This window comes from Pedobacter fastidiosus (genome assembly GCF_014306625.1).
GTDB classification, from domain to species: domain Bacteria; phylum Bacteroidota; class Bacteroidia; order Sphingobacteriales; family Sphingobacteriaceae; genus Pedobacter; species Pedobacter fastidiosus.
Window position 1 is genome coordinate 19533 of sequence record NZ_JACRYL010000022.1, and the last position, 24567, is coordinate 44099.

29 protein-coding genes are annotated in these 24567 nt (G+C 34.9%); 19 read left to right on the forward strand and 10 right to left on the reverse strand.

Annotated elements, in window-relative coordinates; genetic code table 11:
* Window positions 1-206 precede the first annotated feature (206 nt).
* The gene (locus H7U22_RS19095) at window positions 207-569 is read right to left on the reverse strand and encodes a VOC family protein (protein WP_187072942.1); all 363 of its coding nucleotides are present in this window, start codon (window positions 567-569) and stop codon (window positions 207-209) included.
* Window positions 570-893: 324 nt separating this feature from the next.
* Between H7U22_RS19095 and H7U22_RS19100 the strand changes: the two genes are divergently transcribed.
* Complete coding sequence (locus H7U22_RS19100) at window positions 894-1481, forward strand: YceI family protein (protein WP_187072943.1); 588 nt, start codon at window positions 894-896, stop codon at window positions 1479-1481.
* Between the two features lie 445 nt (window positions 1482-1926).
* On the opposite strand, the gene H7U22_RS19105 is transcribed toward H7U22_RS19100, so the two are convergent.
* Entirely contained in the window at window positions 1927-2694 is a 768-nt protein-coding gene (locus H7U22_RS19105; RefSeq protein ID WP_187072944.1) for an MBL fold metallo-hydrolase, read from the reverse strand.
* A 52-nt stretch (window positions 2695-2746) separates the two neighbouring features.
* On the opposite strand from H7U22_RS19105, the gene recJ reads away from it, so the two are divergent.
* The 9 genes from recJ to H7U22_RS19150 all read left to right on the forward strand — a co-directional run bounded on the left by recJ (window position 2747) and on the right by H7U22_RS19150 (window position 10121).
* Complete coding sequence (recJ, locus tag H7U22_RS19110; RefSeq protein ID WP_187072945.1) at window positions 2747-4447, forward strand: single-stranded-DNA-specific exonuclease RecJ; 1701 nt, start codon at window positions 2747-2749, stop codon at window positions 4445-4447.
* A 110-nt stretch (window positions 4448-4557) separates the two neighbouring features.
* On the forward strand, window positions 4558-5292 hold the full coding sequence (lptB, locus tag H7U22_RS19115) for an LPS export ABC transporter ATP-binding protein (protein ID WP_187072946.1): 735 nt from the start codon (window positions 4558-4560) through the stop codon (window positions 5290-5292).
* A 15-nt stretch (window positions 5293-5307) separates the two neighbouring features.
* Window positions 5308-6825: a GH3 auxin-responsive promoter family protein gene (locus tag H7U22_RS19120; RefSeq protein ID WP_187072947.1), complete on the forward strand. Its 1518-nt coding sequence runs from the start codon at window positions 5308-5310 to the stop codon at window positions 6823-6825.
* Window positions 6826-6863: 38 nt separating this feature from the next.
* Complete coding sequence (locus H7U22_RS19125; RefSeq protein ID WP_248284809.1) at window positions 6864-7493, forward strand: DUF2306 domain-containing protein; 630 nt, start codon at window positions 6864-6866, stop codon at window positions 7491-7493.
* Window positions 7490-8377, forward strand: coding sequence for a YARHG domain-containing protein (locus H7U22_RS19130; protein ID WP_187072948.1), 888 nt, complete (start codon window positions 7490-7492; stop codon window positions 8375-8377). The genes H7U22_RS19125 and H7U22_RS19130 overlap by 4 nt, the downstream gene beginning before the upstream one ends.
* 17 nt (window positions 8378-8394) lie before the next feature.
* Window positions 8395-8829, forward strand: coding sequence for a YkvA family protein (locus H7U22_RS19135; RefSeq protein ID WP_187072949.1), 435 nt, complete (start codon window positions 8395-8397; stop codon window positions 8827-8829).
* Window positions 8810-9130: a DUF2752 domain-containing protein gene (locus H7U22_RS23500; RefSeq protein WP_187072950.1), complete on the forward strand. Its 321-nt coding sequence runs from the start codon at window positions 8810-8812 to the stop codon at window positions 9128-9130. Before H7U22_RS19135 ends, H7U22_RS23500 begins: the two co-directional genes overlap by 20 nt.
* 7 nt (window positions 9131-9137) lie before the next feature.
* Window positions 9138-9617: a CCC motif membrane protein gene (locus H7U22_RS19145; protein WP_187072951.1), complete on the forward strand. Its 480-nt coding sequence runs from the start codon at window positions 9138-9140 to the stop codon at window positions 9615-9617.
* A 93-nt stretch (window positions 9618-9710) separates the two neighbouring features.
* Entirely contained in the window at window positions 9711-10121 is a 411-nt protein-coding gene (locus H7U22_RS19150; protein ID WP_056088318.1) for a BrxA/BrxB family bacilliredoxin, read from the forward strand.
* Window positions 10122-10206: 85 nt separating this feature from the next.
* Here H7U22_RS19150 and cdaA read toward each other — a convergent pair whose 3' ends face one another.
* The 3 genes from cdaA to folP all read right to left on the reverse strand — a co-directional run bounded on the left by cdaA (window position 10207) and on the right by folP (window position 12479).
* Complete coding sequence (gene cdaA, locus H7U22_RS19155; protein ID WP_187072952.1) at window positions 10207-10998, reverse strand: diadenylate cyclase CdaA; 792 nt, start codon at window positions 10996-10998, stop codon at window positions 10207-10209.
* A gap of 126 nt (window positions 10999-11124) precedes the next feature.
* On the reverse strand, window positions 11125-11484 hold the full coding sequence (locus tag H7U22_RS19160; protein WP_187072953.1) for a four helix bundle protein: 360 nt from the start codon (window positions 11482-11484) through the stop codon (window positions 11125-11127).
* Window positions 11485-11624: 140 nt separating this feature from the next.
* Window positions 11625-12479: a dihydropteroate synthase gene (folP, locus tag H7U22_RS19165; protein ID WP_187072954.1), complete on the reverse strand. Its 855-nt coding sequence runs from the start codon at window positions 12477-12479 to the stop codon at window positions 11625-11627.
* 99 nt (window positions 12480-12578) lie between these two features.
* Here folP and H7U22_RS19170 point away from each other — a divergent pair, with 99 nt between their 5' ends.
* Genes H7U22_RS19170 through H7U22_RS19190 form a run of 5 tightly spaced genes read left to right on the forward strand, consistent with a single transcriptional unit; the run spans window position 12579 to window position 16272 of the window.
* Window positions 12579-13124 carry a DUF1599 domain-containing protein gene (locus H7U22_RS19170; protein WP_187072955.1) on the forward strand — a complete coding sequence of 182 codons (546 nt, stop codon included), beginning with the start codon at window positions 12579-12581 and terminating at the stop codon, window positions 13122-13124.
* 3 nt (window positions 13125-13127) lie between these two features.
* Window positions 13128-14279: a BT_3928 family protein gene (locus H7U22_RS19175; protein WP_187072956.1), complete on the forward strand. Its 1152-nt coding sequence runs from the start codon at window positions 13128-13130 to the stop codon at window positions 14277-14279.
* On the forward strand, window positions 14280-15335 hold the full coding sequence (locus H7U22_RS19180; protein ID WP_187072957.1) for an ABC transporter permease: 1056 nt from the start codon (window positions 14280-14282) through the stop codon (window positions 15333-15335).
* 2 nt (window positions 15336-15337) lie between these two features.
* On the forward strand, window positions 15338-15778 hold the full coding sequence (locus H7U22_RS19185) for a DinB family protein (RefSeq protein WP_187072958.1): 441 nt from the start codon (window positions 15338-15340) through the stop codon (window positions 15776-15778).
* Window positions 15775-16272 (forward strand): shikimate kinase, encoded by a 498-nt coding sequence (locus H7U22_RS19190; protein ID WP_187072959.1) that lies wholly within the window; start codon window positions 15775-15777, stop codon window positions 16270-16272. The genes H7U22_RS19185 and H7U22_RS19190 overlap by 4 nt, the downstream gene beginning before the upstream one ends.
* Before the next feature lie 31 nt (window positions 16273-16303).
* On the opposite strand, the gene H7U22_RS19195 is transcribed toward H7U22_RS19190, so the two are convergent.
* The 4 genes from H7U22_RS19195 to H7U22_RS19210 all read right to left on the reverse strand — a co-directional run bounded on the left by H7U22_RS19195 (window position 16304) and on the right by H7U22_RS19210 (window position 20831).
* Window positions 16304-16708, reverse strand: coding sequence for an acyl-CoA thioesterase (locus H7U22_RS19195; protein WP_187072960.1), 405 nt, complete (start codon window positions 16706-16708; stop codon window positions 16304-16306).
* A 38-nt stretch (window positions 16709-16746) separates the two neighbouring features.
* Window positions 16747-18234 carry a 1-hydroxycarotenoid 3,4-desaturase CrtD gene (gene crtD / locus H7U22_RS19200; RefSeq protein ID WP_187072961.1) on the reverse strand — a complete coding sequence of 496 codons (1488 nt, stop codon included), beginning with the start codon at window positions 18232-18234 and terminating at the stop codon, window positions 16747-16749.
* Between the two features lie 389 nt (window positions 18235-18623).
* Complete coding sequence (locus H7U22_RS19205) at window positions 18624-20327, reverse strand: M28 family peptidase (protein ID WP_187072962.1); 1704 nt, start codon at window positions 20325-20327, stop codon at window positions 18624-18626.
* Between the two features lie 45 nt (window positions 20328-20372).
* A complete protein-coding gene (locus H7U22_RS19210) occupies window positions 20373-20831 on the reverse strand; it encodes a DoxX family protein (RefSeq protein ID WP_187072963.1) in 459 nt (152 codons plus the stop codon).
* A 214-nt stretch (window positions 20832-21045) separates the two neighbouring features.
* Between H7U22_RS19210 and H7U22_RS19215 the strand changes: the two genes are divergently transcribed.
* The 4 genes from H7U22_RS19215 to H7U22_RS19230 all read left to right on the forward strand — a co-directional run bounded on the left by H7U22_RS19215 (window position 21046) and on the right by H7U22_RS19230 (window position 23751).
* Window positions 21046-21156 (forward strand): phenylalanyl-tRNA synthetase subunit alpha, encoded by a 111-nt coding sequence (locus tag H7U22_RS19215; RefSeq protein WP_187072964.1) that lies wholly within the window; start codon window positions 21046-21048, stop codon window positions 21154-21156.
* A gap of 240 nt (window positions 21157-21396) precedes the next feature.
* The gene (rlmD, locus tag H7U22_RS19220) at window positions 21397-22809 is read left to right on the forward strand and encodes a 23S rRNA (uracil(1939)-C(5))-methyltransferase RlmD (protein ID WP_187072965.1); all 1413 of its coding nucleotides are present in this window, start codon (window positions 21397-21399) and stop codon (window positions 22807-22809) included.
* Entirely contained in the window at window positions 22806-23336 is a 531-nt protein-coding gene (locus H7U22_RS19225) for a hypothetical protein (protein ID WP_187072966.1), read from the forward strand. Before rlmD ends, H7U22_RS19225 begins: the two co-directional genes overlap by 4 nt.
* A gap of 4 nt (window positions 23337-23340) precedes the next feature.
* The gene (locus H7U22_RS19230; protein WP_187072967.1) at window positions 23341-23751 is read left to right on the forward strand and encodes a hypothetical protein; all 411 of its coding nucleotides are present in this window, start codon (window positions 23341-23343) and stop codon (window positions 23749-23751) included.
* Between the two features lie 106 nt (window positions 23752-23857).
* Here H7U22_RS19230 and H7U22_RS19235 read toward each other — a convergent pair whose 3' ends face one another.
* Window positions 23858-24562: a head GIN domain-containing protein gene (locus tag H7U22_RS19235; protein ID WP_187072968.1), complete on the reverse strand. Its 705-nt coding sequence runs from the start codon at window positions 24560-24562 to the stop codon at window positions 23858-23860.
* Between the last annotated feature and the right edge of the window lie 5 nt (window positions 24563-24567).

The window sequence follows — 24567 nt, forward strand, 5'->3', positions numbered from 1 at the left end:
TTTAAAGATTTCTCCGTTTCACTGCGTTCCAGTCGAAAGGACGACTTTGTGAATTCATTTTCATAAAAGCGTATAGATTTTTGTGCCGTCATTTCGAGCGAGGCCGAGAAGTCTTTGTAGTTAGAAGACCATATTTAAAGATTTCTCCGTTTCACTGCGTTTCAGTCGAAAGGACGACTTTCTATCTAAATCTTTTCCCAATTTGCTTAATAAAATGACCCAAAATGCCACAATATTCCAGATGGATCATGAAGAAAACACTCTCTTCCCCAAGATTCATCTCTTATGGCTGTTAACTTTACGTTTTCGTATTTAGCTGGTAAATCTAATTCCAAAAGTTCGTTGTAAAAGCGACTCACATCATCAACTTCCATAAAAATCATGGTGTTATCAATCCAGTCTTTTACATACGCTTTCTGCAAATAAAAGGCTAGGTCGCCTGTTTTAAAAACGGACATACTATCACCTAACGTTACTTCTTCGAAACCTAGGTCTCGATAGAAATTTCTTGATTGTTCAAAGTCTTTAGCCCCAATAAATGGCCGAATTGATTTTGCGTTGTGTTTCATATCTGTAGTTTTTTTGAAAATAAATTCCTTTGGTTTGTGTTTAAGCAACCTCTAATAGCAATACAATCTTAATTAATTAAACGGGATTGAAGTGGTATCTTCCGATTTTTCTTCGGGAATTTAACAAAAAGCCCGACTTACTTTAATCCTTGCTACGGATTTCGCTTTACTAATTCATTTAATAGCAATTAAACCTCTGTTGTTTTTCCATGTCAATAGAACGAAATTAAATAAATCCGATTATTTTTGAAAAACTTAACATAGGTCAATAACAAAGGGTCAACCTTAATTATATCTTTGTATCATAAATTTAAAAACCAGAAAATGAAATTAAAAATTAGCTCAATTTTTTTATTAGTGGCAGTTGTCGCATTGTCAGCTTTTAAAAACCCTACTAAACCAGTAACTTATACTGTAGATGCTTCAAAATCTACAATTACTTGGGTTGGTAAAAAAGTAACAGGATCACACAACGGAACAATCACTTTAAAATCAGGTACATTAAACGTTAACGGTAAAAATGTAACAGGTGGTGGTTTCATCATCGATATGACTTCAATTAAAGATGCTGATGGAAGCGCAAAATTAGAAGGTCACTTAAAAGCAGATGATTTCTTTGGTGCAGAGAAATTCCCAACTTCAAACTTTGTAATTACTAAAGTTGCCGGTTCAGGTGCAAACGTAACGGTTACAGGTAACTTAACGATTAAAGGTATTACCAAACCATTAACTTTTCCTGCAACTGTGGCAGTAAATGCTGATGGAACAATTACTGCAACTGCAGCTAAAATTGTAGTAGACAGAACTAAATATGACATTAAATATGGTTCAAAATCATTCTTCGAAAGCATTGGCGACAAAGCAATCTATGATGAATTCGAACTTGCAGTGAAATTAGTAGCTAAAAAATAAACCCAATCCTCCTCTGAAATGGAGGGCTAATAATAAAGGTTTGCTCATTGGGCAAACCTTTTTTTGTTTCCCATTGTTGCGAGCTGAGAAGCAATGTTAATACGCTTGCGATGAAGTTATGATTATAAAATTTTTGGAAAGCAATGGCAGTTCAATAATTAAAGTTTGCTCCCGCTATTCGTTATAGCTCCGATAGAAAAAATCGGAGGCTGTCACTACTATCGGGTTTATATACTTCTGATCAATAAGAAAAAATGGCTGTAATTGCAGGGTTTCTAGGTTAATTTACCCTCCGTCAGCTGAAGCAGACGGCAAAGGATGTAGCTATGGCACTGGCGAAATATTTTTGCGACGGGTTAGTTTTATTGCCGTAGACTCCAGTCAACGTTGTAGAGATAAAATGGGTTTTAAACTTTAGTCTTTTACACCATCAAGCTAACCTTCTTTATCTAATCCTAAATCCGCCTTCAACAGCATCTACAAAACCTGTTGCAGCACTTTTGCCATGATAAAATAAACATTCCCAATTTTCTTCGGCAGCTCTTTTCCCAAATTCTTTGCGCAATTCCATCGCCTTGCGACCATCAAAATCATATTTGGCAATAAAATTCTTCACCAATTCCTCGGGCTCAGGTAAAACATCTCCACCGAAAAAGACTTTCTGATTATTTTCTGTTAGCAAAAAAACCTGATGATTTGGACAATGTGCGCCAGTAAATTCGAAAGCAATGGTTTCATTTAAACTTCCATCACCTTCAACAAATTTCAACTGGGCATTGCGTTGTAGGTGCTCAAAAATATCGGTATGGTATGAAGTGGAAGTACTGCTAAACGCGGTTTCCCATTCGCCACGATTAATAATATATTCGGCATCTGGAAAACTTAAATCTACTTTGCCGTTCTCAAGTTTGTGAATCATGCCTCCAGAATGGTCATAATGTAAATGCGACATTAAAACCTTGGTTATATCCGTTGGGTCGAAACCAGCATTACGGATATTCTTATGCAATATTAATTCGCCTTGTTCATCGCTGAAGCCCAAACCGGTATCAAATAATACCAGATCATTATTCAGCTCAACCAAAAAAGGCTGAACATTAATAAATAGAGAGGCAGGTCTATCTTTAAAACTATGAATTGTTGAATCAAAAGGAACAAATTTTTTCGTTGCATCAACAGAATAGGTTCCTTCGAATAAGGTATGAACTTGCACTGTACAGGGGATTAAAATTAAAATGTATATTTACTGTTCGGAAACAAAGATAATGGAAAAAAGATGGGTGCAGGCATCAAATTGCAATGATGATACCATAACAACAATAGCAGAACAACTCAATATAGATCGCTCACTTGCTCAAATATTAGTACAAAGAAACATTTGCGATTATGATCAGGCAAAGGATTTTTTCAGACCAGATTTAGATCATCTTCACGATCCTTTTTTAATGAAGGATATGGATGTCGCGATTGAAAGAATTGAAAAAGCATTAGCTTCTCACGAGAAAATAATGATTTATGGAGATTATGATGTAGATGGAACAACCTCTGTTGCATTGGCTTACAGTTTCTTTTCTCAGCTTACAGAAAATATAGAATATTATATTCCAGATCGCTATTTAGAAGGCTACGGAATTTCGACAGCAGGCATAGATTATGCCAACGAAAATGGATTTTCTTTAATTATCGCCTTAGATTGTGGTATAAAATCAATCGATAAAATTGATTATGCCAATACTTTTGGAATCGATTTTATCATTTGCGATCACCATTTACCTGGCGATGAATTACCAAAAGCCGTTGCTGTTTTAGATCCTAAGCGAAGCGATTGCGACTATCCGTTTAAGGAATTGGCAGGTTGCGGAATTGGTTTTAAACTGGCGCAAGCTTATGCTCAAAAACATGATTTGCCCAAAGATACCTACTTGCAATATTTGGATTTAGTGATGGTGAGTATCGCTGCGGATATTGTTCCAGTTGTAGGAGAGAATAGAATTCTTTCTTATCATGGTTTAAAAAAATTAAACAATAATCCATGTGAAGGCCTAAGAGCATTAATGGAAGTTTCGGGCAAAAGAGAAACCTATACATTAACTGATGTTGTGTTTACCTTGGGTCCGCGGATAAATGCTGCGGGCAGAATAGACCATGCAAAACATGCCGTGGCCATGTTGCTTTGCCAGATAGATGGAAACTCCGCTGAACAAAGTGAATCTATTAACTTAAAAAATACAGAGCGTAAAACTTATGATCAGGATATAACTAGAGAAGCTTTGGCCTTAATTGGCGAAAGCGATATTCTCATCAATAAGAAAACAACAGTTGTTTTTAATGAAAATTGGCATAAGGGCGTAATCGGAATTGTAGCCTCACGGTTAACCGAAAAATATTACCGCCCAACCATCGTTCTAACCAAATCAAATGGTGTAGTTGCCGGTTCATGCCGATCTGTTGTAGGTTTCGATTTATATGAAGCACTAAGTGGTTGTGCCGAATTATTGGATCAATATGGCGGCCATAAGTTTGCAGCCGGCTTAACCATGCAACAACATAATGTGGAAGCGCTTGCAGATAAATTTGAAGAAATTGTTTCAGCAACCATAACTGAAGAGCTTTTAACGCCAATGATTAAAATTGATTCAGAGATTGAACTTGCTCAAATTGATGGAAAATTTCATCATGTTCTGGCTCAAATGGGGCCTTTCGGACCAGAGAATATGGCGCCAATTTTTGTTACACACAATGTATATTTGGCACAACACGCAATGGTGGTTGGAGCAAATCATTTAAAAGTTAATATAAAACAACAAAATTCGACTATTTTTGAAGGCATTGCATTTGGCTTAGCAGAATTTGAAAATCTTTTGCAACCAAAAGCTCCGTTTTCTGTTTGTTATACGATAGAAGAAAACGTTTGGAGAGATAAAAAACGTTTGCAATTGAATATTAAAGGAATAAAAGTTAATTAATAAACTTTTAATAAACCTCGTAGGTTTTTAAAACCAACGAGGTTTGAAGTTAAAATATAGGATTGGATTTACAGTAATCGTAAGTCGTAAATCAAAAATCGTAAATAAGAATGATCTTAAGAGCCGAAAATCTGGTAAAAAAATATAAGCAGCGTACCGTTGTAAACGATGTTTCCTTTAGCGTAAGTCAGGGGGAAATTGTTGGTCTTTTAGGGCCAAATGGTGCGGGTAAAACAACTTCATTTTATATGATTGTTGGTTTAATTAAGCCAAATGAAGGTCGGATTTATTTGGAAGATGAAGACATTACCGAAGATGCAATGTATCGCCGGGCGCAAAAAGGAATTGGTTATTTGGCACAAGAGGCTTCAGTTTTTAGGAAACTTACGGTTGAAGATAACATCTTGGCCATTTTGGAAATGAGCAAAATGACCAAGGAGGAACAGAAAGATAAATTAGAGGAACTGATTCACGAATTTAGCTTACATAAGGTTCGTAAAAACCGTGGCGATTTACTTTCTGGAGGCGAGCGTCGCCGTACTGAAATTGCCCGTGCGTTGGCCGCTAACCCAAACTTCATTTTATTAGATGAGCCGTTTGCGGGTGTGGATCCAATTGCGGTTGAAGAAATTCAAAGTATTGTAGCTAAGCTTAAGCATAAAAATATTGGCATTTTAATTACCGACCACAACGTACAGGAAACACTTTCCATTACAGATAGAGCTTATTTACTTTTCGAAGGGAAAATTTTAGAACAAGGTGTTCCAGAGGTTTTAGCTGAAAATGAAATGGTTAGAAAAGTTTATTTGGGTTCTAACTTCGTTTTAAAGCGTAAGAATTTTTAATCTTCCCGAAAACTTATGGCATTTGTAAATTCAATTTTTACGTGGTTAATGAAAAAGCGAATCCACCAGATTGAGCTTTTTATGAAATACCCTCATGATGTTCAGCAAGAGTGGTTTCATACCTTAATTGATAGTGCAGAAAATACCGAATGGGGTAGGTTATATGATTACAAATCCATTTTAACTACCCAACAATATCAGGAACGCGTTCCGATTCAAAACTACGATACGCTTAAACCTTATATTGAAAGAATGCTTAATGGCGAACAGAATATTCTTTGGCCGTCTGATATAAAATGGTTTGCAAAATCATCGGGAACTACAAGCGATAGAAGTAAATTTATTCCAGTTTCTGAAGAATCTTTAGAAGAATGTCACTTTAAAGGTGGTAAGGATATGCTTTCTATTTATTGCAATAACCGACCAGATAACCAAATGTTTACTGGAAAGGGTCTGGTTTTAGGCGGAAGTCATCAGGTTAACCAACTTAACGAAGATTGTTTTTACGGAGATTTATCAGCTGTGCTGATTAAGAATTTACCCATATGGGCAGAATTTTATCGAACTCCAGATATGTCTATCGCCCTGATGGATAATTATGAAATCAAAATGGATAGAATGGCAGAAGCTACTATTCAGGAAAATGTAACCAGTATTTCTGGCGTACCTACATGGACAATCGTTCTTGCGAAAAAGGTGCTGGAACTTACAGGGAAGAAAAATCTATTGGAAGTTTGGCCAAATTTAGAACTCTATGTGCATGGAGCAGTAAACTTTGCGCCTTACCGCGAACAGTTCAAGCAACTCATTCCATCAGATGATATGTATTATTTGGAAACTTATAATGCATCTGAAGGCTTTTTCGGGATTCAGGATCAAGATAATTCTGAAGAAATGCTCCTAATGTTGGATTATGGCATTTTCTATGAGTTCATTCCAATGGAAAATATCGCTGATGAAAATCCAAAGGCGCTACTTTTAGGTGAGGTTGAAATGAATAAAAATTATGCAATTGTAATTTCTACCAATGGTGGTTTGTGGCGCTATATGATTGGCGATACCATTCAATTCACTTCGCTTTCTCCTTACCGGATAAAAATTACTGGCCGTACCAAGCATTTTATTAACGCTTTTGGCGAAGAAGTAATTATTGATAATGCAGAACAGGCATTAACCAAAGCTTGTGCAGAAACCGGTGCTGAAATTAAAGATTATACCGCAGGCCCAATCTATTTTAAAGGCGAAAAAGCAGGCGGGCATGAATGGATTATCGAATTTGATAAACAACCGAACGACTTCGAAAAATTTATTGATGTAATGGATAAAACCTTACGTGAGGTAAATTCTGATTACGATGCAAAGCGTTTTAAAGATATGGCTTTGTGTAGGCCTAAAGTACATAATGCCCCGACAAATACTTTTTACAATTGGTTAAAAGCTAAGGATAAATTGGGCGGACAGCATAAAGTACCACGTTTGGCTAATGAACGGAAATATGTAGATGATATTCTGGAAATGATAAAAGCGTCTTAAATATTATTATAAGGATTAAATTTTTGTTCCATTAAATAATGAAAAGCTTAAACTACAAACGCATTGCTTGGCTATTATTTTTTGCATACTTTTTTCTGTTAATGGTTCAAATTACTTTGCGTTACATTCCTTTTAATAGCGAAGTTTCCTTTTTGCAAATCAAACAAACCGAAGTTTCTGAGATTAAAGCTTACCTGCCAATTTTTTATACTCATGTATATAGTGCAATTTTTGTTTTGTTGGCAGGTTTTACACAATTCAATTCCAAAATTCTTGTTGGTTATCCCAGAATACATAAAATATTAGGTTACTTGTATGCAGGTTTCGTTTTGTTATTGGCATCGCCCTCAGGAATTTTTATTGGTTGGTTTGCAAACGGTGGCTTAATCGCAAAAACATCATTTATTATTCTCGGTATTTTATGGTTCCTTTTTACATTGAAGGCAATATTGTTAATTCTTAAGAGAAATATTCTAGAACATAAAAAGTTTATGTATCGCAGTTTTGCTTTGGCAACATCCGCCATTACCTTGCGTTTGTGGAAAGTTATTTTAGTATATTTATTTCATCTGGCGCCGATGGATGTTTATCAAATCATAGCATGGTTGGGCTGGATCCCGAATTTATTAATCGCCGAATGGCTCATCAAAAGAAAACTCATTCAATGAAAAAAATCGTATTACTCGCTCTAATCTCCCTCTTTATATTTTCTTGTAAGGATAAGAAAAAAACTTCTTCAGGAAATGCATCAACTTCAGCCGACGCTCAAACCGAAATCCATAAGGAATTGTACGGCTTTTGGGTTGGTGATTTTATAGAGGCTGGAACAGGAGAATATGAAGGCGATATGGATGATGCACCAAGTAAGCTGAATATCATCATCAAGAAAATAACCAGAGATACTGTTATTGCTCAAAGTATTGTTTCTGGTAATAGTCGCCCATTATTGGGTAAAATATCTGATGATGGTGGTAAAATTTTCTTCGTTTTGGACGAACCCGGCTCTAATAAATATGATGGTCGCTTCGAAATAGAATTAGATAACGATACTTTAAAAGGAAAATGGAGTGCATACAAAACTGAATTAAAATGGCCAGCAAAGGAATATAAATTGCTAAAAAGACAATTTGTTTATAATGCGAATTTAATGCTCCCAACAGAGACGAGCTATGTTGATTGGAGTAAATCGAAAAATGTAGATCAATATGATACGCTCGAAAATGGCAAAATCGATACCATTGGAAATCCATTTTACAGAAGTGCCTCGGATGAAATATTCAAACTAAATGCCTCAACTACAATCCTTAAAGAAAAAGACCTGAAAAACTTGAGAAAATTAGATTTGCAAATTATTAAGAATACAATATTTGCTAGGCATGGTTATGCATTTAAAAAGAATACATACAGGCAGTTTTTTGACCCGGTAGAATGGTACGTACCAGTTGCAGGTAATGTAGATAACGACTTGACTTCAATTGAAAACAAAAATATTAAACTGATTGATCGCTTTGTAAAATATGCAGAAGACAATTACGATGCTTTTGGTCGGTAATTTGCTATAAATATATTATGAAATTGAATAGGCAAAAGATATTAGACTTCTTTAAAAAATCTCAGAATAGGGCTACCGTAATTCTTAACGATAAAACTAAGGCTGGCGATACGATAAAAGAGGCATTTGGCAAAGCGGTAAATAACAAAGGAGAATTAGAAGGCGTTTGGTCTAAACTGCTCTTACTTTTCGCGGTATCTAAAGATTATGTAAATGGTGATTATACGGAAATCCCAAAAAGATCTATTATTGCAATTGTGGGTGGCTTGGTTTATTTTTTATCTCCCATTGATGTCGTTCCAGATTTTATCCCTGTTTTGGGTTTTATTGATGATATTTTTGTTTTGAACCTTGTTTACAGACAAGTAATTAAGGATTTGGAAAAATATAAAATTTGGAAAGATAGCCAAGTTAAATTTATTGGAGATATAGATGGTTCAAAAGCACAATAGTTTTTTTGATTGGCTTAATCACCATTTGTTAAGTTGTCCGTTTAAGTCTTATTTCGGGATTGATTGCCCAGGTTGTGGTTTACAACGTTCGATTTTAGCTCTATTGAAGGGTGATTTTTTAGATTCTTTTAAATTATATCCGGCAACAATCCCATTAATATTTATTGTCCTATTTACCATGATTCATTTAAAAGTCGATTTTAAATTTGGTGCATCTTTAATTAAAATCGTTTTCATTTGTATTGCATCAATTATCTTAATCAACTACATTTACAAAATATACAATCACCAACTTATCTAAAACGACTATGTCCGAAGAACAAGAAACCCCTCAAGAAAATCAACCTATAGATCTTTCGAAAAAGGATGATGCGCCTAAAGAAACTGTTTATAACAGCCCCGGCACGCCACCACCATTCCAACCTGCGCCACCATTTCAACAATATGGAGGTATGGCTCAGCCAAATTTGCCGAATTCTACAATTGCTTTAATCTTGGGGATACTTTCTATTCCGGCTTGTTGTTGTTATGGATTAGGATTAATTTTTGGAATTATTGCTTGGGTTTTAGCCGGAAGCGATATCAAAAAGTATAAATTAGATCCAAACGGTTTCTCATTATCCTCGTATAAAAACACTAAGGCAGGTAAAGTTTGCGGTATAATTGGAGCAATTTTGAGTCTTCTTTATATTTTCTGTCTAATTGCAGCAATTGCATTTTTTGGATGGGCGGCACTAAGAGATCCAGAATTAATGAAAGAGTTATTGAAACAGAAAGGCTTACAATAATTAATTTTACCTTTAAAATATAAATCGAATGGCTAAGGCCATTCGATTTTCTTATTTTTGTAGCATTCAAATTGTAAATAAAAACTAACGATAATGTATCCAGAATATTTAGTAGAACCAATGCGTAAGGAATTAACCAATGTAGGTTTTGAAGAATTAAAAAATGCACAAGAGGTTGATCAAGCTATAAAAGGCGAAGGAACAGTTTTAGTGGTTGTAAACTCTGTATGTGGTTGCGCAGCAGCAAATGCTCGCCCTGCAGCAAGAGCGGCAGCAGCACACGAAAAACATCCTGATAAATTGGTAACAGTTTTTGCAGGTATGGAAAAAGAAGCTGTAGATCAAGCAAGAAATTACATGATGCCTTTTCCTCCATCATCTCCTGCAATGGCATTATTTAAAGATGGTAAATTGGTGCACATGATTGAGCGTCATCAAATTGAAGGAAGGCCAGCACAAATGATTGCTGATAACTTAATTGGTGCTTTCGAGCAATATTGTTAACTCATTTTTGTCATGCTGAGGGACGAAGCATCTCTGAAGGAAGTATCTAACTTCGGATTCTTCGTTCTTCAGAATGACAATAGCGTTAAAAATCTTTATTTAACAGTTTCTCCAGCTCCCCAAAAGAAACATTCATTCTTACTCTACCTTGTTTAGCGTAAGAAATTTCTCCGGTTTCTTCTGAAATAATAACCGCTACGGCATCAGTCGTTTCTGAAACTCCAATTCCTGCACGATGCCTCAATCCAAATTGCGAAGGGAGTTTATCGTTATCTGTTAATGGCAAAATACAACTTGCACTTTTTATTTTGTTCTCCGAAATTACCACTGCACCATCATGTAATGGACTATTTTTTTGAAAAATACTTTCAAGTAATCTTTTGGAAATTTTAGCATCAACCACTTCACAGCTGTTGGCGAAAAATTGTTCATCATAAAACTTAACAAAAACCATAAGCGCTCCGGTACGTGTTTTTTTCATGGTTTTGCAAGCGTCGATAATGGGTTTTATGCGAGCAAGATTATTTCTTTCAATTTCTTTTCTTCCGAAAAGATAACCCCACCAAGCTTTATTTTTTTGTAGAAATGCATTTTTGCCAATGAGTAAAAGAAATCTCCTAATTTCTTGCTGAAAGATTATAATTAATGCAATAATCCCTACACTCATAAATTTTTCTATGATTGCAGTTAACAATTCCATGTGCAACATCTTTACAACCCAGTAAAAAACTGCAATGATAAACATGCCCACTAATAAATTTACAGCGAGTGTATTCCGGATTAAAGTGTAAACGTAATAGATCAATAAAGCGACTAATACAATATCTACGACATCTGTAACGGTAATTTTTAAGAAATCGAAATCAAAACCTTTCATTAACGGCAAGATAAGAAATGTTTGTTTAAAGGTTAAGGGTTTAAAACGTATAAATGGTTAATTATTCGTTAAATTCTATTGGGTTAAGTGTTTGAACTGTATAATTTGGTTAATTGTGCTGAAAATCTATTTCAAGATAGGTTTTCTCAAGGCATTTAATTTATTTGTTAATTCATCGAGCTTTAATCTAAAGCTAACATAATCTTCAGAATCAATATACCCAAGGTCATGCGCTCCAATTATATGATTTATAGTTTCTATAGCGCTTGAGTACGATATTGTTATAAAATGAGCTTTATCTTTAGCTGTAATTCTAGCTGATCCTTCTGCAAGGCAATCGCCAATGCTACTTGCTAATCTCTTGATTTGACTTGTTAATCCAAAGATTTCTTCTTTAGGAAATTTCTTTACAAGAATATAAATATCTTTCCTAAACAATCGAGCTTTTTGCCAGGTTTCTAGTTTTTCAAATGAATAAATGTGCATATAATTAAACGTTGGGTTTAATCATGTTCAGCCAATAAATAACAATAGGTGATGGGAGTTAGAATTAACGGTTAACCAATTTAACCAATTCTAAAATTAAACAATTAACCACTTTAAACATTTCTACAGTTAAACGATAACTAGCCAGCTAAACGTTCTACCAGTTTCACACATTCAACAGCTTCTTTAACATCATGAACCCTTAAAATGGAAGCACCTTTTTGCAAAGCGATGGTATTGAGAACTGTAGTTCCGTTCAATGCTTCGGCTGCAGATGTTTCCAGTACTTTATGAATCATTCCTTTTCGAGAAAACCCAACTAAAACCTGGAGTTTAAAAATCTTAAAATCCTCTAAATGATTTAAAAGTTCGTAATTGTGTTCAATCGTTTTTCCAAAGCCAAAGCCAGGATCGATAATTACATCATGAACATGAAGCGCTTTTAAGTCTGCCACCTTTTTAGCTAAGTAATCAATCACCTCAAGTAAAACATTTTTGTAGTAAGGATGAGTTTGCATATTTTGTGGAGTTCCTTGCATGTGCATCATGATGTATGGAACGTTTAAGCGAGCAACCGTTTCAAACATTTTTTCATCCAAATCGCCAGCGGAAATGTCATTTATGATATGAGCACCTGCTGAGATACTTTCCTCAGCAACCCTAGCCCTGAAAGTATCAACGGAGATTAGAATCTCAGGAAATGTTTCTACAAGCTTTTCAATAACGGGAACCAATCTGCCTAATTCTTCATCTTCGGAGATATCTTTAGCGCCTGGGCGTGAAGAATAACCGCCAATATCTATAAAGGTTGCGCCTTCATTTATAAATTGTTCAGCTTTTGTTAAGGCTTGATCGATGGAGTTTGTTCTGCTGTTGCTATAAAATGAATCTGGGGTGATGTTTAAAATCCCCATAATTTTTGGAGTGCTCAAATCAACAAGTTTGCCTTTAATATTTAGGCTTTTTTTTGGTTCAAAAAAGGTTTTTTCTGCCATAATAAACCCATTCGGGATTTGAGTTTCGCTTTAAAAATGTATCTTTAGCTTTTGTTTTTTCGATACAAAAATACACTAAAAACTAAATAATTATTGGCTTTGGCACAAACAAATACCTCTACAGAATTTGATGAAGTGATTGCGGTTTGCAGATCATTATTTTTAAAAAAGACTAAAGATTACGGCACCGCGTGGCGCATTTTACGGCCAAGTTCCATAACCGATCAAATTTTTATAAAGGCACAACGCATTCGTACGCTCGAAGAAAAAAAAGTGAGCAAAGTAGGGGAGAACATTACATCAGAATACATTGGAATTGTTAATTATTGCGTTATTGCTATGATGCAATTGGAGCTTTCGGACAGTGACACAAATGAGATGCCTTATGAAATAGTTGAGAATCTATTTGAGGAAAAAGTTACGGAAACCAAAGATTTGATGTTCGCCAAAAACCACGATTATGGAGAGGCTTGGAGAGATATGCGCATCAGTTCTTTAACTGACTTGATTTTGATGAAGATTTTTAGGGTTAAGCAAATTGAAGATAATGAAGGCCAAACTCTAGCATCCGAAGGGGTGAAGGCCAACTATCAAGATATGTTGAATTATTCGGTTTTTGCATTAATAAAATTAGGCGTTAAATAATAGATGAAGAATAAACTTTTAAGTTTCGCAAGAATTTTTGTTGGGGCGCTATTCATTTTTTCTGGATTGATCAAGGCGAACGATCCACTTGGCTTTGGTTATAAACTTCAAGAATATTTTGAGGTTTTCCATATGGATTTTCTTAATGGTATGGCAACAGGCATTGCTATTTTGCTTTGTACACTAGAAATTATTCTTGGTGCTTTGCTTTTATTGGGGTTTTGGAGCAAGAAGGTTGCTTGGGGTTTACTGCTCTTGATAATCTTTTTTACGCTTTTAACTTTTATTTCTGCAGCATTTAAAGTTGTTACAAGCTGTGGCTGTTTTGGTGATGCAATTCCTTTAACACCTTGGCAATCGTTCAGTAAAGATTTAATCTTACTTGTGTTAATCATCTATATTTTCATCAAGAAGGATTTAATTAAGCCAGTAACCAGTCATCCGTTAGCTCAAAAGAATATTGCCATAACGGTAACTATAATTTCTCTAGTTTTTGGATTATATACTTATAATTTTTTACCAATTATCGATTTTCTTCCTTATAAAGTTGGCGCTCATATCCCATCTTTAATGGTTATTCCTCCAGGCGAAAAGCCTGATGAGTTTGAAATCATGTATCACCTTAAAAATAAAAAAACCAAGGAAGAAAAAGACATGAGTGATAAGGATTATCTGAAAACAGAAATCTGGAAAGACAATAATTGGGAAATCATCGGCGAACCCGCCAAGCGATTGGTTAAGAAGGGCTTTGAGCCAAAAATCAAAGATTTAATTATTACTGATGCTTCTGGTACAGATTACACAAAGGAAATTATCGAGAATCCATATTATAATTTTGTGTTCGTTGCTTATAGCTTAAAAGATGCCAATCAAAATGTTATTGGTAATTTGAATGCGCTTGCCTTAAATGCTACGCAACAATTTAACATTAGAAGTGTGCTTCTAACTTCCAATTCTGCTAAAGATGCTGAGGTGTTTATCAAAAAGAACAACCTATTTTCTGAAGTTTTCTATGCTGATGCGGTTCCATTAAAGAGCATGGTTCGTGCTAATCCAGGCGTTATGCTTTTAAAAAATGGCGTTGTCATTAATAAATGGCATTTCCACAATGTTCCAACTTTTGATCAATTATCAAAAAAATATTTCAGCAAATAAATGTTAGGTTACGCACTAAAAAAACTCTTGTACGGATTGCTGGTTATGGCCGGTGTGGTATTAGTGGTTTTTGTGCTTTTTAATATTCTGCCCGGAGATCCCGCAAGGATGACGATGGGGCAACGAGCAGATGTTCAGTCGCTTGAAGCTGTGCGTAAAGAATTCGGATTAGATAAATCCAAACCGATGCAGTTTGTTTTGTACGTAAATGATTTATCTCCAATTAGTGTTTTAGATAACGATAGCACCGCTCAAAATAAATATCATTACGCCAAGCTTGTGGCTTTTGGTAAAAAAGCATTGGTGCTAAAGTGGCCTTATTTAAGAAGCTCCTATCAAACCAAAAGAGATGTTACGGCAATCCTTTCTGAAACCGTTCCAAATACTTTTATCCTTGCTTTAACCGCGATGATTTTCGCAACAATTATTGGGGTGTTTTTAGGTGTTGTATCTGCAGTTTATAAAGATAGTTGGGTTGATAAAGCTTCAAATGCTTTTGCAATTTTAGGGATTTCTGCACCATCTTTTTTTGCAGGAATTATAATTGCTTGGCTTTTCGGCTTCGTATTAAGTAATTACACCGGACTAAAAATGAGCGGGAGTTTGTATAGCTATGATCCTTTTAATGGTGAAATATTGACGCTCAGAAATTTATGGTTGCCCATGATTACTTTGGGATTAAGGCCATTGGCTATCATTGTTCAGCTAACCAGAAGTGCAATGTTAGATGTTTTGGCTCAAGATTATATTCGCACTGCTCGGGCAAAAGGACTGAGTAGAAATGCCATTATTTATAAGCATGCTTTAAAAAACGCAATGAATCCGGTAATCACAGCCATCTCTGGCTGGTTTGCATCTTTACTTGCGGGCTCATTTTTTGTAGAATATATTTTCGGTTACAACGGCTTGGGCCGAACAACAGTTACGGCTTTAGAAATGTCTGATTTTCCGGTGGTAATGGGTTCCATATTATTTATAGCTTTCGTGTTTGTGGTAATCAATATCTTAGTCGATATTTTATATGCTTACGTAGATCCACGGGTTAAATTGGCTTAATTATGCTAAAGGAAATAATGCATTACACCCAAGTGGCAGACGGAAAATTGATCGAAATTTTTCAGAAGGAGCAAGATATTTCACCAAAGGTGATTTCTCTTTTTAGTCACGTTTTAAATGCACAGCACGTTTGGGCAAATAGAATATTAGGACTACAAGCTAAATTAGGGGTGTGGGAGAATATTGAGGTTGAACATTTTTCTGAGATTTCGAAACAAAACTTTAAATTATTAGGGGAAATCTTCGATACCATGTCAATGGATAAAGAAATAACCTATAAAAATTCTACGGGTGAATACACCAATACAGTAAAAGATATTTTATTTCACGCATTTAATCATTCTACTTATCACCGGGCTCAAATTGCTGCCATGTTAAAGTTAGATGGAATTCATCCTCCAGTAACGGATTATATTATGTTAAAACGAGATCAACAATTATGAAAGTTTTTTTAATCGGATTTATGGGTTGTGGCAAAAGTACAAAAGCAAAGCAATTGGCACATCGGTTAGATTGTCCTGTGATTGATTTGGATGCCGAAATTGTTTCAAAAACGGGAAAAACCATTGCCGAATATTTTGCTGAATTTGGAGAAAGCGGATTTAGAAATTATGAAAGCGAAATGCTTAAAACACACCCTTATCCCGAAAACTGTGTGGTGGCAACTGGAGGTGGTTTGCCATGTTTTTTCGATAATATGGAATGGATGAATGCAAATGGCGAAACTGTTTATCTCCAAATGGAACCAGCTCAATTGGTTTCTAGGTTGCACAACAGGCACAAGCGACCATTAATTGCAGATCTGGATGATGAACAATTGTTAGAATTTATAAAAACAAAACTTCAAGAACGCGATCCTTTTTACACACAGGCAAAAGTTGTTGTTAATGCATTTGATTTGGATGCAGAAACATTGGAAAGTCAATTAGTTCATTAGTGTATAGGTCACTAGATCCGTACAATGAACTTTACTCTTTCTCATCTTCTTGAGCAAATTGCTCTTCGATGTATTTAATTTTGGTTTTTCCATGCGGAGTCGGATCGCCATAATCGTTAATGTTTACGAAAACTATTTTATCGATTGTTAAAATACTTTTTCTGGTAATTTTATTTCTAACCTCGCAACACATCGTGATAGAAGTTGTACCGAAAGCAGTAGCTGTAATGCCCATTTCAATAATATCGCCAAGTTTACCCGAGCTTACAAAGTTAATTTCAGACATATATTTGGTTACAACCTTTGGGTTTTCCAGTTGAACGATTGCATAGATTGCAGCTTCTTCATCAATCCATTTTAAAAGGCTTCCGCCAAATAATCCACCATTAGGATTTAAATCTTCTGGTTTTATCCATTTACGTGTGTGAAAATTCATAGTTTTAATTTAATACGGTGATTGGCAAATGTATCTTTTTAAGATTTAGGAATGTTCAAATTCTCGTCAATAATTTTAGCCGAAAGTAATGCCAATGGAATACCTCCTCCGGGATGAACACTTCCGCCACAGAAGTACATATTTTTTATTTTGGAACTGAAGTTAGGGTGCCTTAAAAAAGCTGCGAATTGATTATTCGAACTATTACCGTAAAGAGAACCTTGGTAGGAACCAGTTTTAGCTTCAATACTTCTAGGATCTAAAATCTGCTCGAAAACAATGGATTTTGCAATGTCTTTTTTAAGGATTCGATTTATTTTATTGAGAATATTTTCTCTTGCCTCGGCAATTAGTACATCCCAACTTTGTCCGCTATTGGATGGAACATTGATCATCACAAACCAATTCTCGCAATTTTCTGGTGCATCACTTTTAATGTATTTCGATGTGATGTTAATGTAAACTGTAGGATCATGGTAAATAGTTTTCTCTTTCCAAATAGAGTCAAATTCAGCTTTATAATTTTCAGCGAAAAGGATATTGTGCAAACCCAATTCTGGATGGATGCCTTTTACTCCCCAGTAAAAAATCAAGGCAGAGCTACTTCGCTCTTGCTGTAGGAGCTTTTTTGGTGCAGGAAAATTCTTTAATAAATTTTTGTAAGTAAACCAGATGTCTAGATTTGAAATCACAACATCTGCTTTTATAAATTCCTCATCGCAGATAATTCCCTCAACCTTAAGTTTGTTTTCTGCTGAATATTTTATCTCACCAACTGGTTTATTGTATTGAAATTTCACACCTAGATCTTCTGCCAGTTTTACCAAAGAAGTTGTGATACTGTACATGCCTTTACTTGGCAAAAAGGCTCCAAAATGGAATTCGAAATGTGGAATTACATTTAATGTTGCGGGTGCCTGATAAGGATCTGAACCATTATAGGTCGCGTATCGGTTAAAAAGTTGTGCAACTCTTTTATCCTTAAAAAGAGAATTATTTGCTTCGCTTTGAGTTCTAAAAGCATCAATTTGACCAAATCTAAAAACAGATTCAAAAGTGTCCCAATGGATGTAGCTTTTGATTTTATGAAGTGTTCTCTCTAAAAAAACTTTATGCGTTACTTTATAAATGGTTTCACTTTTTTTTAAATAAGTATTTACCTCTTTAGCTGTAGAATTTGTTTTCGTTTCAATCTCGTCAGCAAATTTATTTAAGTCTGCAACTGCAGTAAGTTTTAAGCCATCTTCATAAAAGTATCTACAAATTTCTTCTAATCTTTCGTATTCAAAATAATCTGTTGGATTTTTGCCCGCCAATTTAAAAAGTTCATCAACATATTGGGGCATGGTAAAAAGACTCGGACCTGCATCAAATCTAAATCCTCCTGTATTAATTTCTGCAAGCTTACCGCCAGGAAAAGCATTGGATTCGAAAACATCAACATCAAAACCCTTTGTTGCCATTCTTATTGCAGAAGAGATTCCAGCAATTCCGGCTCCTATAATTATTGCTTTTGGTTTAGGCATGGCGCTAAATTATGAAATAAATTATTTCAAATATTATGGTATCATTAAAACAATGAATAAGGGTGAATTATTTTTTTAAAACAGGAAATGGCCAGCCAGCTATTGATGTTGCGTTGCAAAACGATACAGTTTGGCAAACTCAGAAGCAGATTGCAACTGTGTTTGGAGTTCAAATTCCTGCTATCAACAAACATATTGGTAATATTTTCATAGTGGGAAACTAGATCAATCAACTGTTTCCAATTTGGAAATAGTTCGAAAAGAAGATAAAAGAGTTGTCCAAAAAAAAAGTTGAAGTATATAATCTTGATATGATTTTGTCTATTGGCTAAAGAGTTAATTCTGCTAGAGCAACACAATTTCGTATTTGGGCTAATTATAAGAATTAGTTACTTCAACTCATCTAAATACAATTTCGTTTGCTTTTCAATTTCTAGAGTTGCGAATTTAATGGCAGATCCAACTTTTGTGGTTTCTTTATTAACAGGCATTGTTGCAATTGTAGCGAGTGCGTCCACATACCATTTACTCCAAACCTCTACAATATGTTTTTCATCTGAAGCTGATTTACCGTCGGATATTGCTTTTTTACTTAATTCAAATTCTGTTTTAAGTCGAGTTAAAGCATCATTTTTAACTTGGGTAACTATTGCTGTAGCCGTATTTTCATCAGCAGAAATTAAAGTGTAAGCAGCAGTTAAGCCACTAATGCCCACATTTTTCATTTCAATTGGAGATACTTTATCTATTCTATCATTATCTGTATGATAAAAAACATCGGTAAAATGCCACATCAATAGCCCAGGGATTTTGTGTTGAAGAAAAGGGGTATGGTCGCTTCCACCTTCAAATGGATTGTAATTTACTGTCCAATTGGCAAATTTGCCCTGTGTTTTACAGATATCGAATATAAAATCGTTAAAATAATGAGGGAAAAGATCTTTTTCGGTAACATCGCCCGCACCCCATTCAGTATGTTTATCTGTGCCTCTAGTCCAAATTGCAGAAGGATCTGGCATTTTCTCGATTAAAAAAGATCCGCCAGTTTTTTGTGTGTCTTCACCAACCATATCCAAACTCATTCCCCATAAAATTCCTTTTGATCGAAGTGTATCTTCAGTAATGTAGCGTCTGGTCGAAACGATCTCATCTCCCCATAAAAAAGTAAGGGTGCGCTGAGGTGTAATTTTCTTCGATTTATAAAGTTCGGCTGTTAATCGAGCCATTTCTGCTAAGGTTCCAACTCCACTTGCATTATCGTTAGCTCCAGGCTCTTGTACATGTGCACTAAAAACAAATCTTTCATCAGGTTTTAGGCTTCCTCTAATGTTTGCAACTATGGTAAGCTCTTCTGATGGATAAATTTTGGTTTCTATATTAACTTTAAGTTTGGTTACACCTTCTAAACAGTTCGCTTTTAATCTTTCTTTTGCTGCGTAAGATAGAAGTAAAGTCCACACCTCGCTATTGGCTTTCATGCTTCCAAATTGAATAGACGTTTGATGTTTTTCGGGCTGTGTATATTTGGGCATAGAGTACCCTAAAACACCAATGGCGCCTGCTTTCGTTGCAATTGAAAGTAGCCTTGATGGATTATTTTCAGAAAAAAGGATTTTACCCTTTAAGTCCATTTTCTCTAGTTCTGATGGAACAATCTTTTCTATATAAACAACTTCTGCCATTACTCCAGAAGCAGGAGTAGAGCCGCAATTTATGGGAATCATATTGCGGTTGGTTTTGAAGGTAATCAGAGGGGTAGACGCTCCAATAATATTAATGTTAGCATCAACTGGTTCCCAAGTATTATTTTTCATCGCCCTTTTTTCTATGCGATAAGTAAGTGGCGATTCAGATTCATTTTGCTTCTGCTCTACAAATCCTGCCTTTTTCAAAATATTTTCCACATAGTGAATACTGGCATTAAAGCCCGTATTGCCCGGAACACGAAAATACTTTTCTACAAACGCTGTTGTTTCAAAAGCATTTTTTTCCTTGAAACCAGCTCTTGTTAAATTGAAATATTGGTCGCTTGGACTTTGGGCGTAACTTGCTAATCCCGCGAAAAGCAGTGCAAAAAGTATCTTCGTTTTCATGTACAAAATATCAAGCCGAAAGATACTAAGAATAATTAATCTGGCTTAGGCGTAACGCTTTCCAGTTTTGTTTTTTAATCCTTCATCAACCGAAAGTGGACCAGAACCAATTACCCAAAATAAAATGAGTAAAAATAGAACCAGTACAGAAAGCCACAATTCTGAATTGGGCATGGAAAAACCTGGAGTTAGGTTAATAAAAAATACGGCGAACACTAAAATTGGAATCTGAATAACAACTGCAAACCGTGTTACAAGGCCCAAAATAATAAGTAAGCCACCAACCAAATGGGCAAATGCTACAAGGTGAATTCCAACGGTAATCATTACGCTGGAAAAGCCGAATACATTGTTTTGTGTAATTAAATTTTGAAGAACTGAGGTAGCACTTACAAATGAAATACCTTTAGCAAAAATAATTAGGCCGAGTAAAATTCTAAGAAAATCTAGCCATTTTGAGTGATGAACATCTCCCCAATGTTCAATTTTACGGATAACGTTCATGATGAACCTCCTTTTTATGTGAAATGATATATTAAGTTACAGTTTTATATCTATTATTCAAATAACAATCTGATCATCAATGTCTTTTAAATAATTTTAATGTTGAAAGAACTCTTATGCTTAATTGATGTAAAATTAACTCAAAATTAATATGTACCGTTTTGGTTTTCGGTATGAATTTTGTATTATTGCTTAAATAGATAGGTTTTTTATCATGAGCAAAGAAATATTAGAGTTTTCTGTACAAGTAGATGAAAAATTTGACCTAAATTTTAATTGGTTAGACGGCTTTTGGGGCGTAGCATTTAAATTTTTTGGAAAATAATTTTTAAAATCGAAATTTTTTCTTGCCGAGCATTTCTTGTTCGCTTAAAAATTTAGTGCCCTATAATTTAAAACTTTTAATATTTTCTGATCATTTATCATCAAATATTTAAACATTCGTGTGTTAATTCCGATTTAGTCTTTCCGCTTTTAACATTTTCTTCTTCGATCTATTTGTATTCATTCTGATGTTTGCTTTCTGCTTTAGTCTTTCAGCTTTAACCCTTATCTTTGCGGCATAATGAGTAGAAGAAAACCTGGTACGGTAACAATAATTCCAAACGTACACATAATTGATATTGCAGAAGAAGGTAAAGGTGTTGGCAAGGCTGATGAATTGGTTATCTTTGTAGATAAAGCAGTCCCTGGTGATGTGGTTGATGTTAAATTGACCAAAAAGAAAAAAAACTTTGCAGAGGCCATAATAGAAACTTTGCATGAGAAATCTGCATTACGTACCGATCCTTTTTGTCCTCACTTCGGTACCTGTGGTGGCTGTAAGTGGCAACACATGGGTTACGATTCTCAGTTAAAATTTAAGCAGAAAAATGTTGAGGCTGCCTTACAGCGTCTTGGTAAAATAGATACTTCATCAGCAGAGCCCATTTTAGGTTCAGCAAAAAATAGATATTACCGCAACAAACTCGAGTTTACATTTTCGAATAAACGTTGGTTGGATAGAACAGATATAGAACGCGATGAAGATTTCGATATGAATGCTTTGGGTTTTCACGTTCCATTACGTTTTGATAAAATTTTGGATATCGAGCACTGTTATTTACAAGATGAACCTTCTAATTCAATCAGAAATTCTGTTCGTAAATACGCTTTGGAAAATAGCTTATCGTTTTATGATTTAAGAAACCATGAAGGCGTTTTACGTAATTTAATTATCCGCACTTCTACTACTGGCGAAGTTATGGTAGCGGTAATTTTTGCCTATCCAGAGCAAGAGCAAGTAGATGGACTGATGAATTTCTTGAAAGCTGAATTTCCACAGATTACTTCACTTTTATATATCATTAATCAAAAGAAAAACGATACTATTTTTGATCAGGAGGTAATCACATTTGCAGGCCGCGATCATATTTTTGAGGAAATGGATGGCATCCGCTTCAAAATTGGCGTAAAGTCTTTTTACCAAACCAACTCAGAGCAAGCTTTTGAACTTTATAAAATCACTAGAGATTTTGCAGCGTTTAAGGGTGATGAATTGGTGTACGATTTATATACAGGTGCAGGAACAATAGCAAATTTTATCGCTAAAAATGTAAAACAGGTAGTAGGAGTAGAGTATGTTCCAACTGCTATTGAAGATGCTAAATTCAATTCAGAATTAAACGGAATTGAAAATACGATCTTTTATGCCGGTGATATGAAGGATATTTTAACCTCAGAATTTATCCTTGCACATGGAAAACCTGATGTTGTAATTACCGATCCTCCGAGAGCGGGCATGCATACCGACGTGGTAAAGCGTTTGCTGGAAATGGAATCAGAAAAAATTGTTTATGTAAGCTGTAATGCCGCTACGCAAGCAAGAGATTTAGAATTGTTAAATGAAAAATATGATGTTGTGCGTATTAAACCTGTAGATATGTTTCCACACACACAACACGTAGAAAATGTAGTTTTATTGAAGCTGAAATCTTGAAAAAGAGCTTAGTTTATGCGCTTGTTATTGCTTTATTTATGGCTTGCAACGATAAATCTCAATCAGTAAATGAAATTAAAATCGATTATAATATCCAGAAAATCGATACAATTATTCTTAATGAAATTGACACCGCATTTGTGGTTGGAAATAAAATAATAGATGGGGATATTGGTGACAAACAAAAGGAATATAGTATTAAAATATATTTTAGCAATAATTTGCCTGAGCTAACTTATAAAAATGCAATTGGTGCAGATTTATATTTAGCAAATGATTTAGATGGCGATGGTAAAGCAGAATTGTTGTTAAGACCAGAATGGTTTAGTAGTTGTTGGACTAGCGTAAATCTGTTTTCATTAAAAAATAATATTTGGAAATTGGTTAAAAGTGGCAGTATGTATTATTGCTCAGATGAATATCCACTAAGCAAAAGAATAGTCCAAATGAAACAAGGCTACAGTTTATTAACGGATAGTTTAGCCGACACTAAATTTGTAACATTAAAAAAGGAGATTAAATTTTAGTAATATGGAGAGTGAAGAATTATTAGGTAATTTCAGCCCAGATGAGAGTGGAGAACCACAAAAAAAACAGAAAAGCCCATTAGTTAGTTTAGAAAAGGATTTAGAGTTTTATGCAGATGCAATTAAAGAAGTAGCAATAGAAATTATGGTTGAGGGAATTTCTTCGCATCCAATATTTATTGCACATCAACACGAGGTAAGCATTGGCGAAATTATTCTAAATAAAGAGGAATTAAATACCGATTGGACCATTCAAGCTTCTACTTTAGAAGAATTTGTTGAAAAAGGTATTATCAATAAAGAAAAATACGAGCCGTTTTTGAAGGTTTATAAAAAGCCAGAAAATTTTATGTGCGTTTTTGTAATTGTTCCAGAAGGAGCAAACTTCATTTATTACCCTTACAAAAAAGCTTAAAGTTAAAAGACTAAAGCCGAACGAAATATATTTTTAGAAATCATTTTTTAAAAAAAAACGCTGTTTTGCATCCACAAAACAGCGTTTATCATTAACTAAACTAAAATTATTTTACGTGGGTAACATCTCCACTTTTAGAGCTTGATGTTTTCTTAAGCGAAGCATTACCTTTATAGTTTACATCACCGCCACCGCTGGCACTAGCTTCTAAACCTTTTTCTACATAAATATTTACATCCGATCCGCCTGAAGCTGAAACCTTTGCATATTGAGTTATTAATCCATAAGCATCAATGTCGCTTCCTCCGCTAGATTGTAAGGTCATGTTTTCTGCTTTACCGGTTAAATCTAAATCACTTCCACCGCTAGATTGAATGGTAAGATCAGTACAAACTATGTTCAATTTTAAATCTGATCCGCCAGAAGATTGAATAGCAAGCTTGCTCACTTTCATTGTGTTTTGAGTGTAAACGTCAGATCCGCCCGAAGCCGCCAAACCCGTTAAGGTTTTATAATTAACATAAGCCTTGATTATTCTATTTTTAAATAAGCCACTCCAGTTAATCCCATCTTTAAATTTGATGGTTAAATTGCTGCCATTTTGTTCTACAACAATATCTTTCATCGTTTCTGCATCAGTTTTAATGCTTACGCTTTCATTGTTTCCCTGTGTTAGATACAAGTCTATCCCACTGCTTATTCCAATGTGGCTAAAGTTTTTAACAGAAACATTTTTTGTTTCCTGTGCTTTTGCAATAAAGCCACTTGTAACTATAAATAGTAAGGCAAACGATCTGATTAAATTTTTCATGATTT

Coding starts and splice junctions, on each gene's coding strand:
- H7U22_RS19195 (WP_187072960.1), bottom strand. CDS start 16,708: ATGAATTTTCACACACGTAAATGGATAAAACCAGAAGATTTAAATCCT.
- recJ (WP_187072945.1), top strand. CDS start 2,747: ATGGAAAAAAGATGGGTGCAGGCATCAAATTGCAATGATGATACCATA.
- H7U22_RS19125 (WP_248284809.1), top strand. CDS start 6,864: ATGAAAAGCTTAAACTACAAACGCATTGCTTGGCTATTATTTTTTGCA.
- crtD (WP_187072961.1), bottom strand. CDS start 18,234: ATGCCTAAACCAAAAGCAATAATTATAGGAGCCGGAATTGCTGGAATC.
- H7U22_RS19235 (WP_187072968.1), bottom strand. CDS start 24,562: ATGAAAAATTTAATCAGATCGTTTGCCTTACTATTTATAGTTACAAGT.
- H7U22_RS19230 (WP_187072967.1), top strand. CDS start 23,341: ATGGAGAGTGAAGAATTATTAGGTAATTTCAGCCCAGATGAGAGTGGA.
- H7U22_RS19205 (WP_187072962.1), bottom strand. CDS start 20,327: ATGAAAACGAAGATACTTTTTGCACTGCTTTTCGCGGGATTAGCAAGT.
- rlmD (WP_187072965.1), top strand. CDS start 21,397: ATGAGTAGAAGAAAACCTGGTACGGTAACAATAATTCCAAACGTACAC.
- lptB (WP_187072946.1), top strand. CDS start 4,558: ATGATCTTAAGAGCCGAAAATCTGGTAAAAAAATATAAGCAGCGTACC.
- H7U22_RS19175 (WP_187072956.1), top strand. CDS start 13,128: ATGAAGAATAAACTTTTAAGTTTCGCAAGAATTTTTGTTGGGGCGCTA.
- H7U22_RS19150 (WP_056088318.1), top strand. CDS start 9,711: ATGTATCCAGAATATTTAGTAGAACCAATGCGTAAGGAATTAACCAAT.
- H7U22_RS19185 (WP_187072958.1), top strand. CDS start 15,338: ATGCTAAAGGAAATAATGCATTACACCCAAGTGGCAGACGGAAAATTG.
- H7U22_RS19180 (WP_187072957.1), top strand. CDS start 14,280: ATGTTAGGTTACGCACTAAAAAAACTCTTGTACGGATTGCTGGTTATG.
- H7U22_RS19215 (WP_187072964.1), top strand. CDS start 21,046: ATGAGCAAAGAAATATTAGAGTTTTCTGTACAAGTAGATGAAAAATTT.
- H7U22_RS19095 (WP_187072942.1), bottom strand. CDS start 569: ATGAAACACAACGCAAAATCAATTCGGCCATTTATTGGGGCTAAAGAC.
- H7U22_RS19145 (WP_187072951.1), top strand. CDS start 9,138: ATGTCCGAAGAACAAGAAACCCCTCAAGAAAATCAACCTATAGATCTT.
- H7U22_RS23500 (WP_187072950.1), top strand. CDS start 8,810: ATGGTTCAAAAGCACAATAGTTTTTTTGATTGGCTTAATCACCATTTG.
- H7U22_RS19160 (WP_187072953.1), bottom strand. CDS start 11,484: ATGCACATTTATTCATTTGAAAAACTAGAAACCTGGCAAAAAGCTCGA.
- H7U22_RS19130 (WP_187072948.1), top strand. CDS start 7,490: ATGAAAAAAATCGTATTACTCGCTCTAATCTCCCTCTTTATATTTTCT.
- H7U22_RS19190 (WP_187072959.1), top strand. CDS start 15,775: ATGAAAGTTTTTTTAATCGGATTTATGGGTTGTGGCAAAAGTACAAAA.
- H7U22_RS19120 (WP_187072947.1), top strand. CDS start 5,308: ATGGCATTTGTAAATTCAATTTTTACGTGGTTAATGAAAAAGCGAATC.
- cdaA (WP_187072952.1), bottom strand. CDS start 10,998: ATGAAAGGTTTTGATTTCGATTTCTTAAAAATTACCGTTACAGATGTC.
- H7U22_RS19135 (WP_187072949.1), top strand. CDS start 8,395: ATGAAATTGAATAGGCAAAAGATATTAGACTTCTTTAAAAAATCTCAG.
- H7U22_RS19100 (WP_187072943.1), top strand. CDS start 894: ATGAAATTAAAAATTAGCTCAATTTTTTTATTAGTGGCAGTTGTCGCA.
- folP (WP_187072954.1), bottom strand. CDS start 12,479: ATGGCAGAAAAAACCTTTTTTGAACCAAAAAAAAGCCTAAATATTAAA.
- H7U22_RS19210 (WP_187072963.1), bottom strand. CDS start 20,831: ATGAACGTTATCCGTAAAATTGAACATTGGGGAGATGTTCATCACTCA.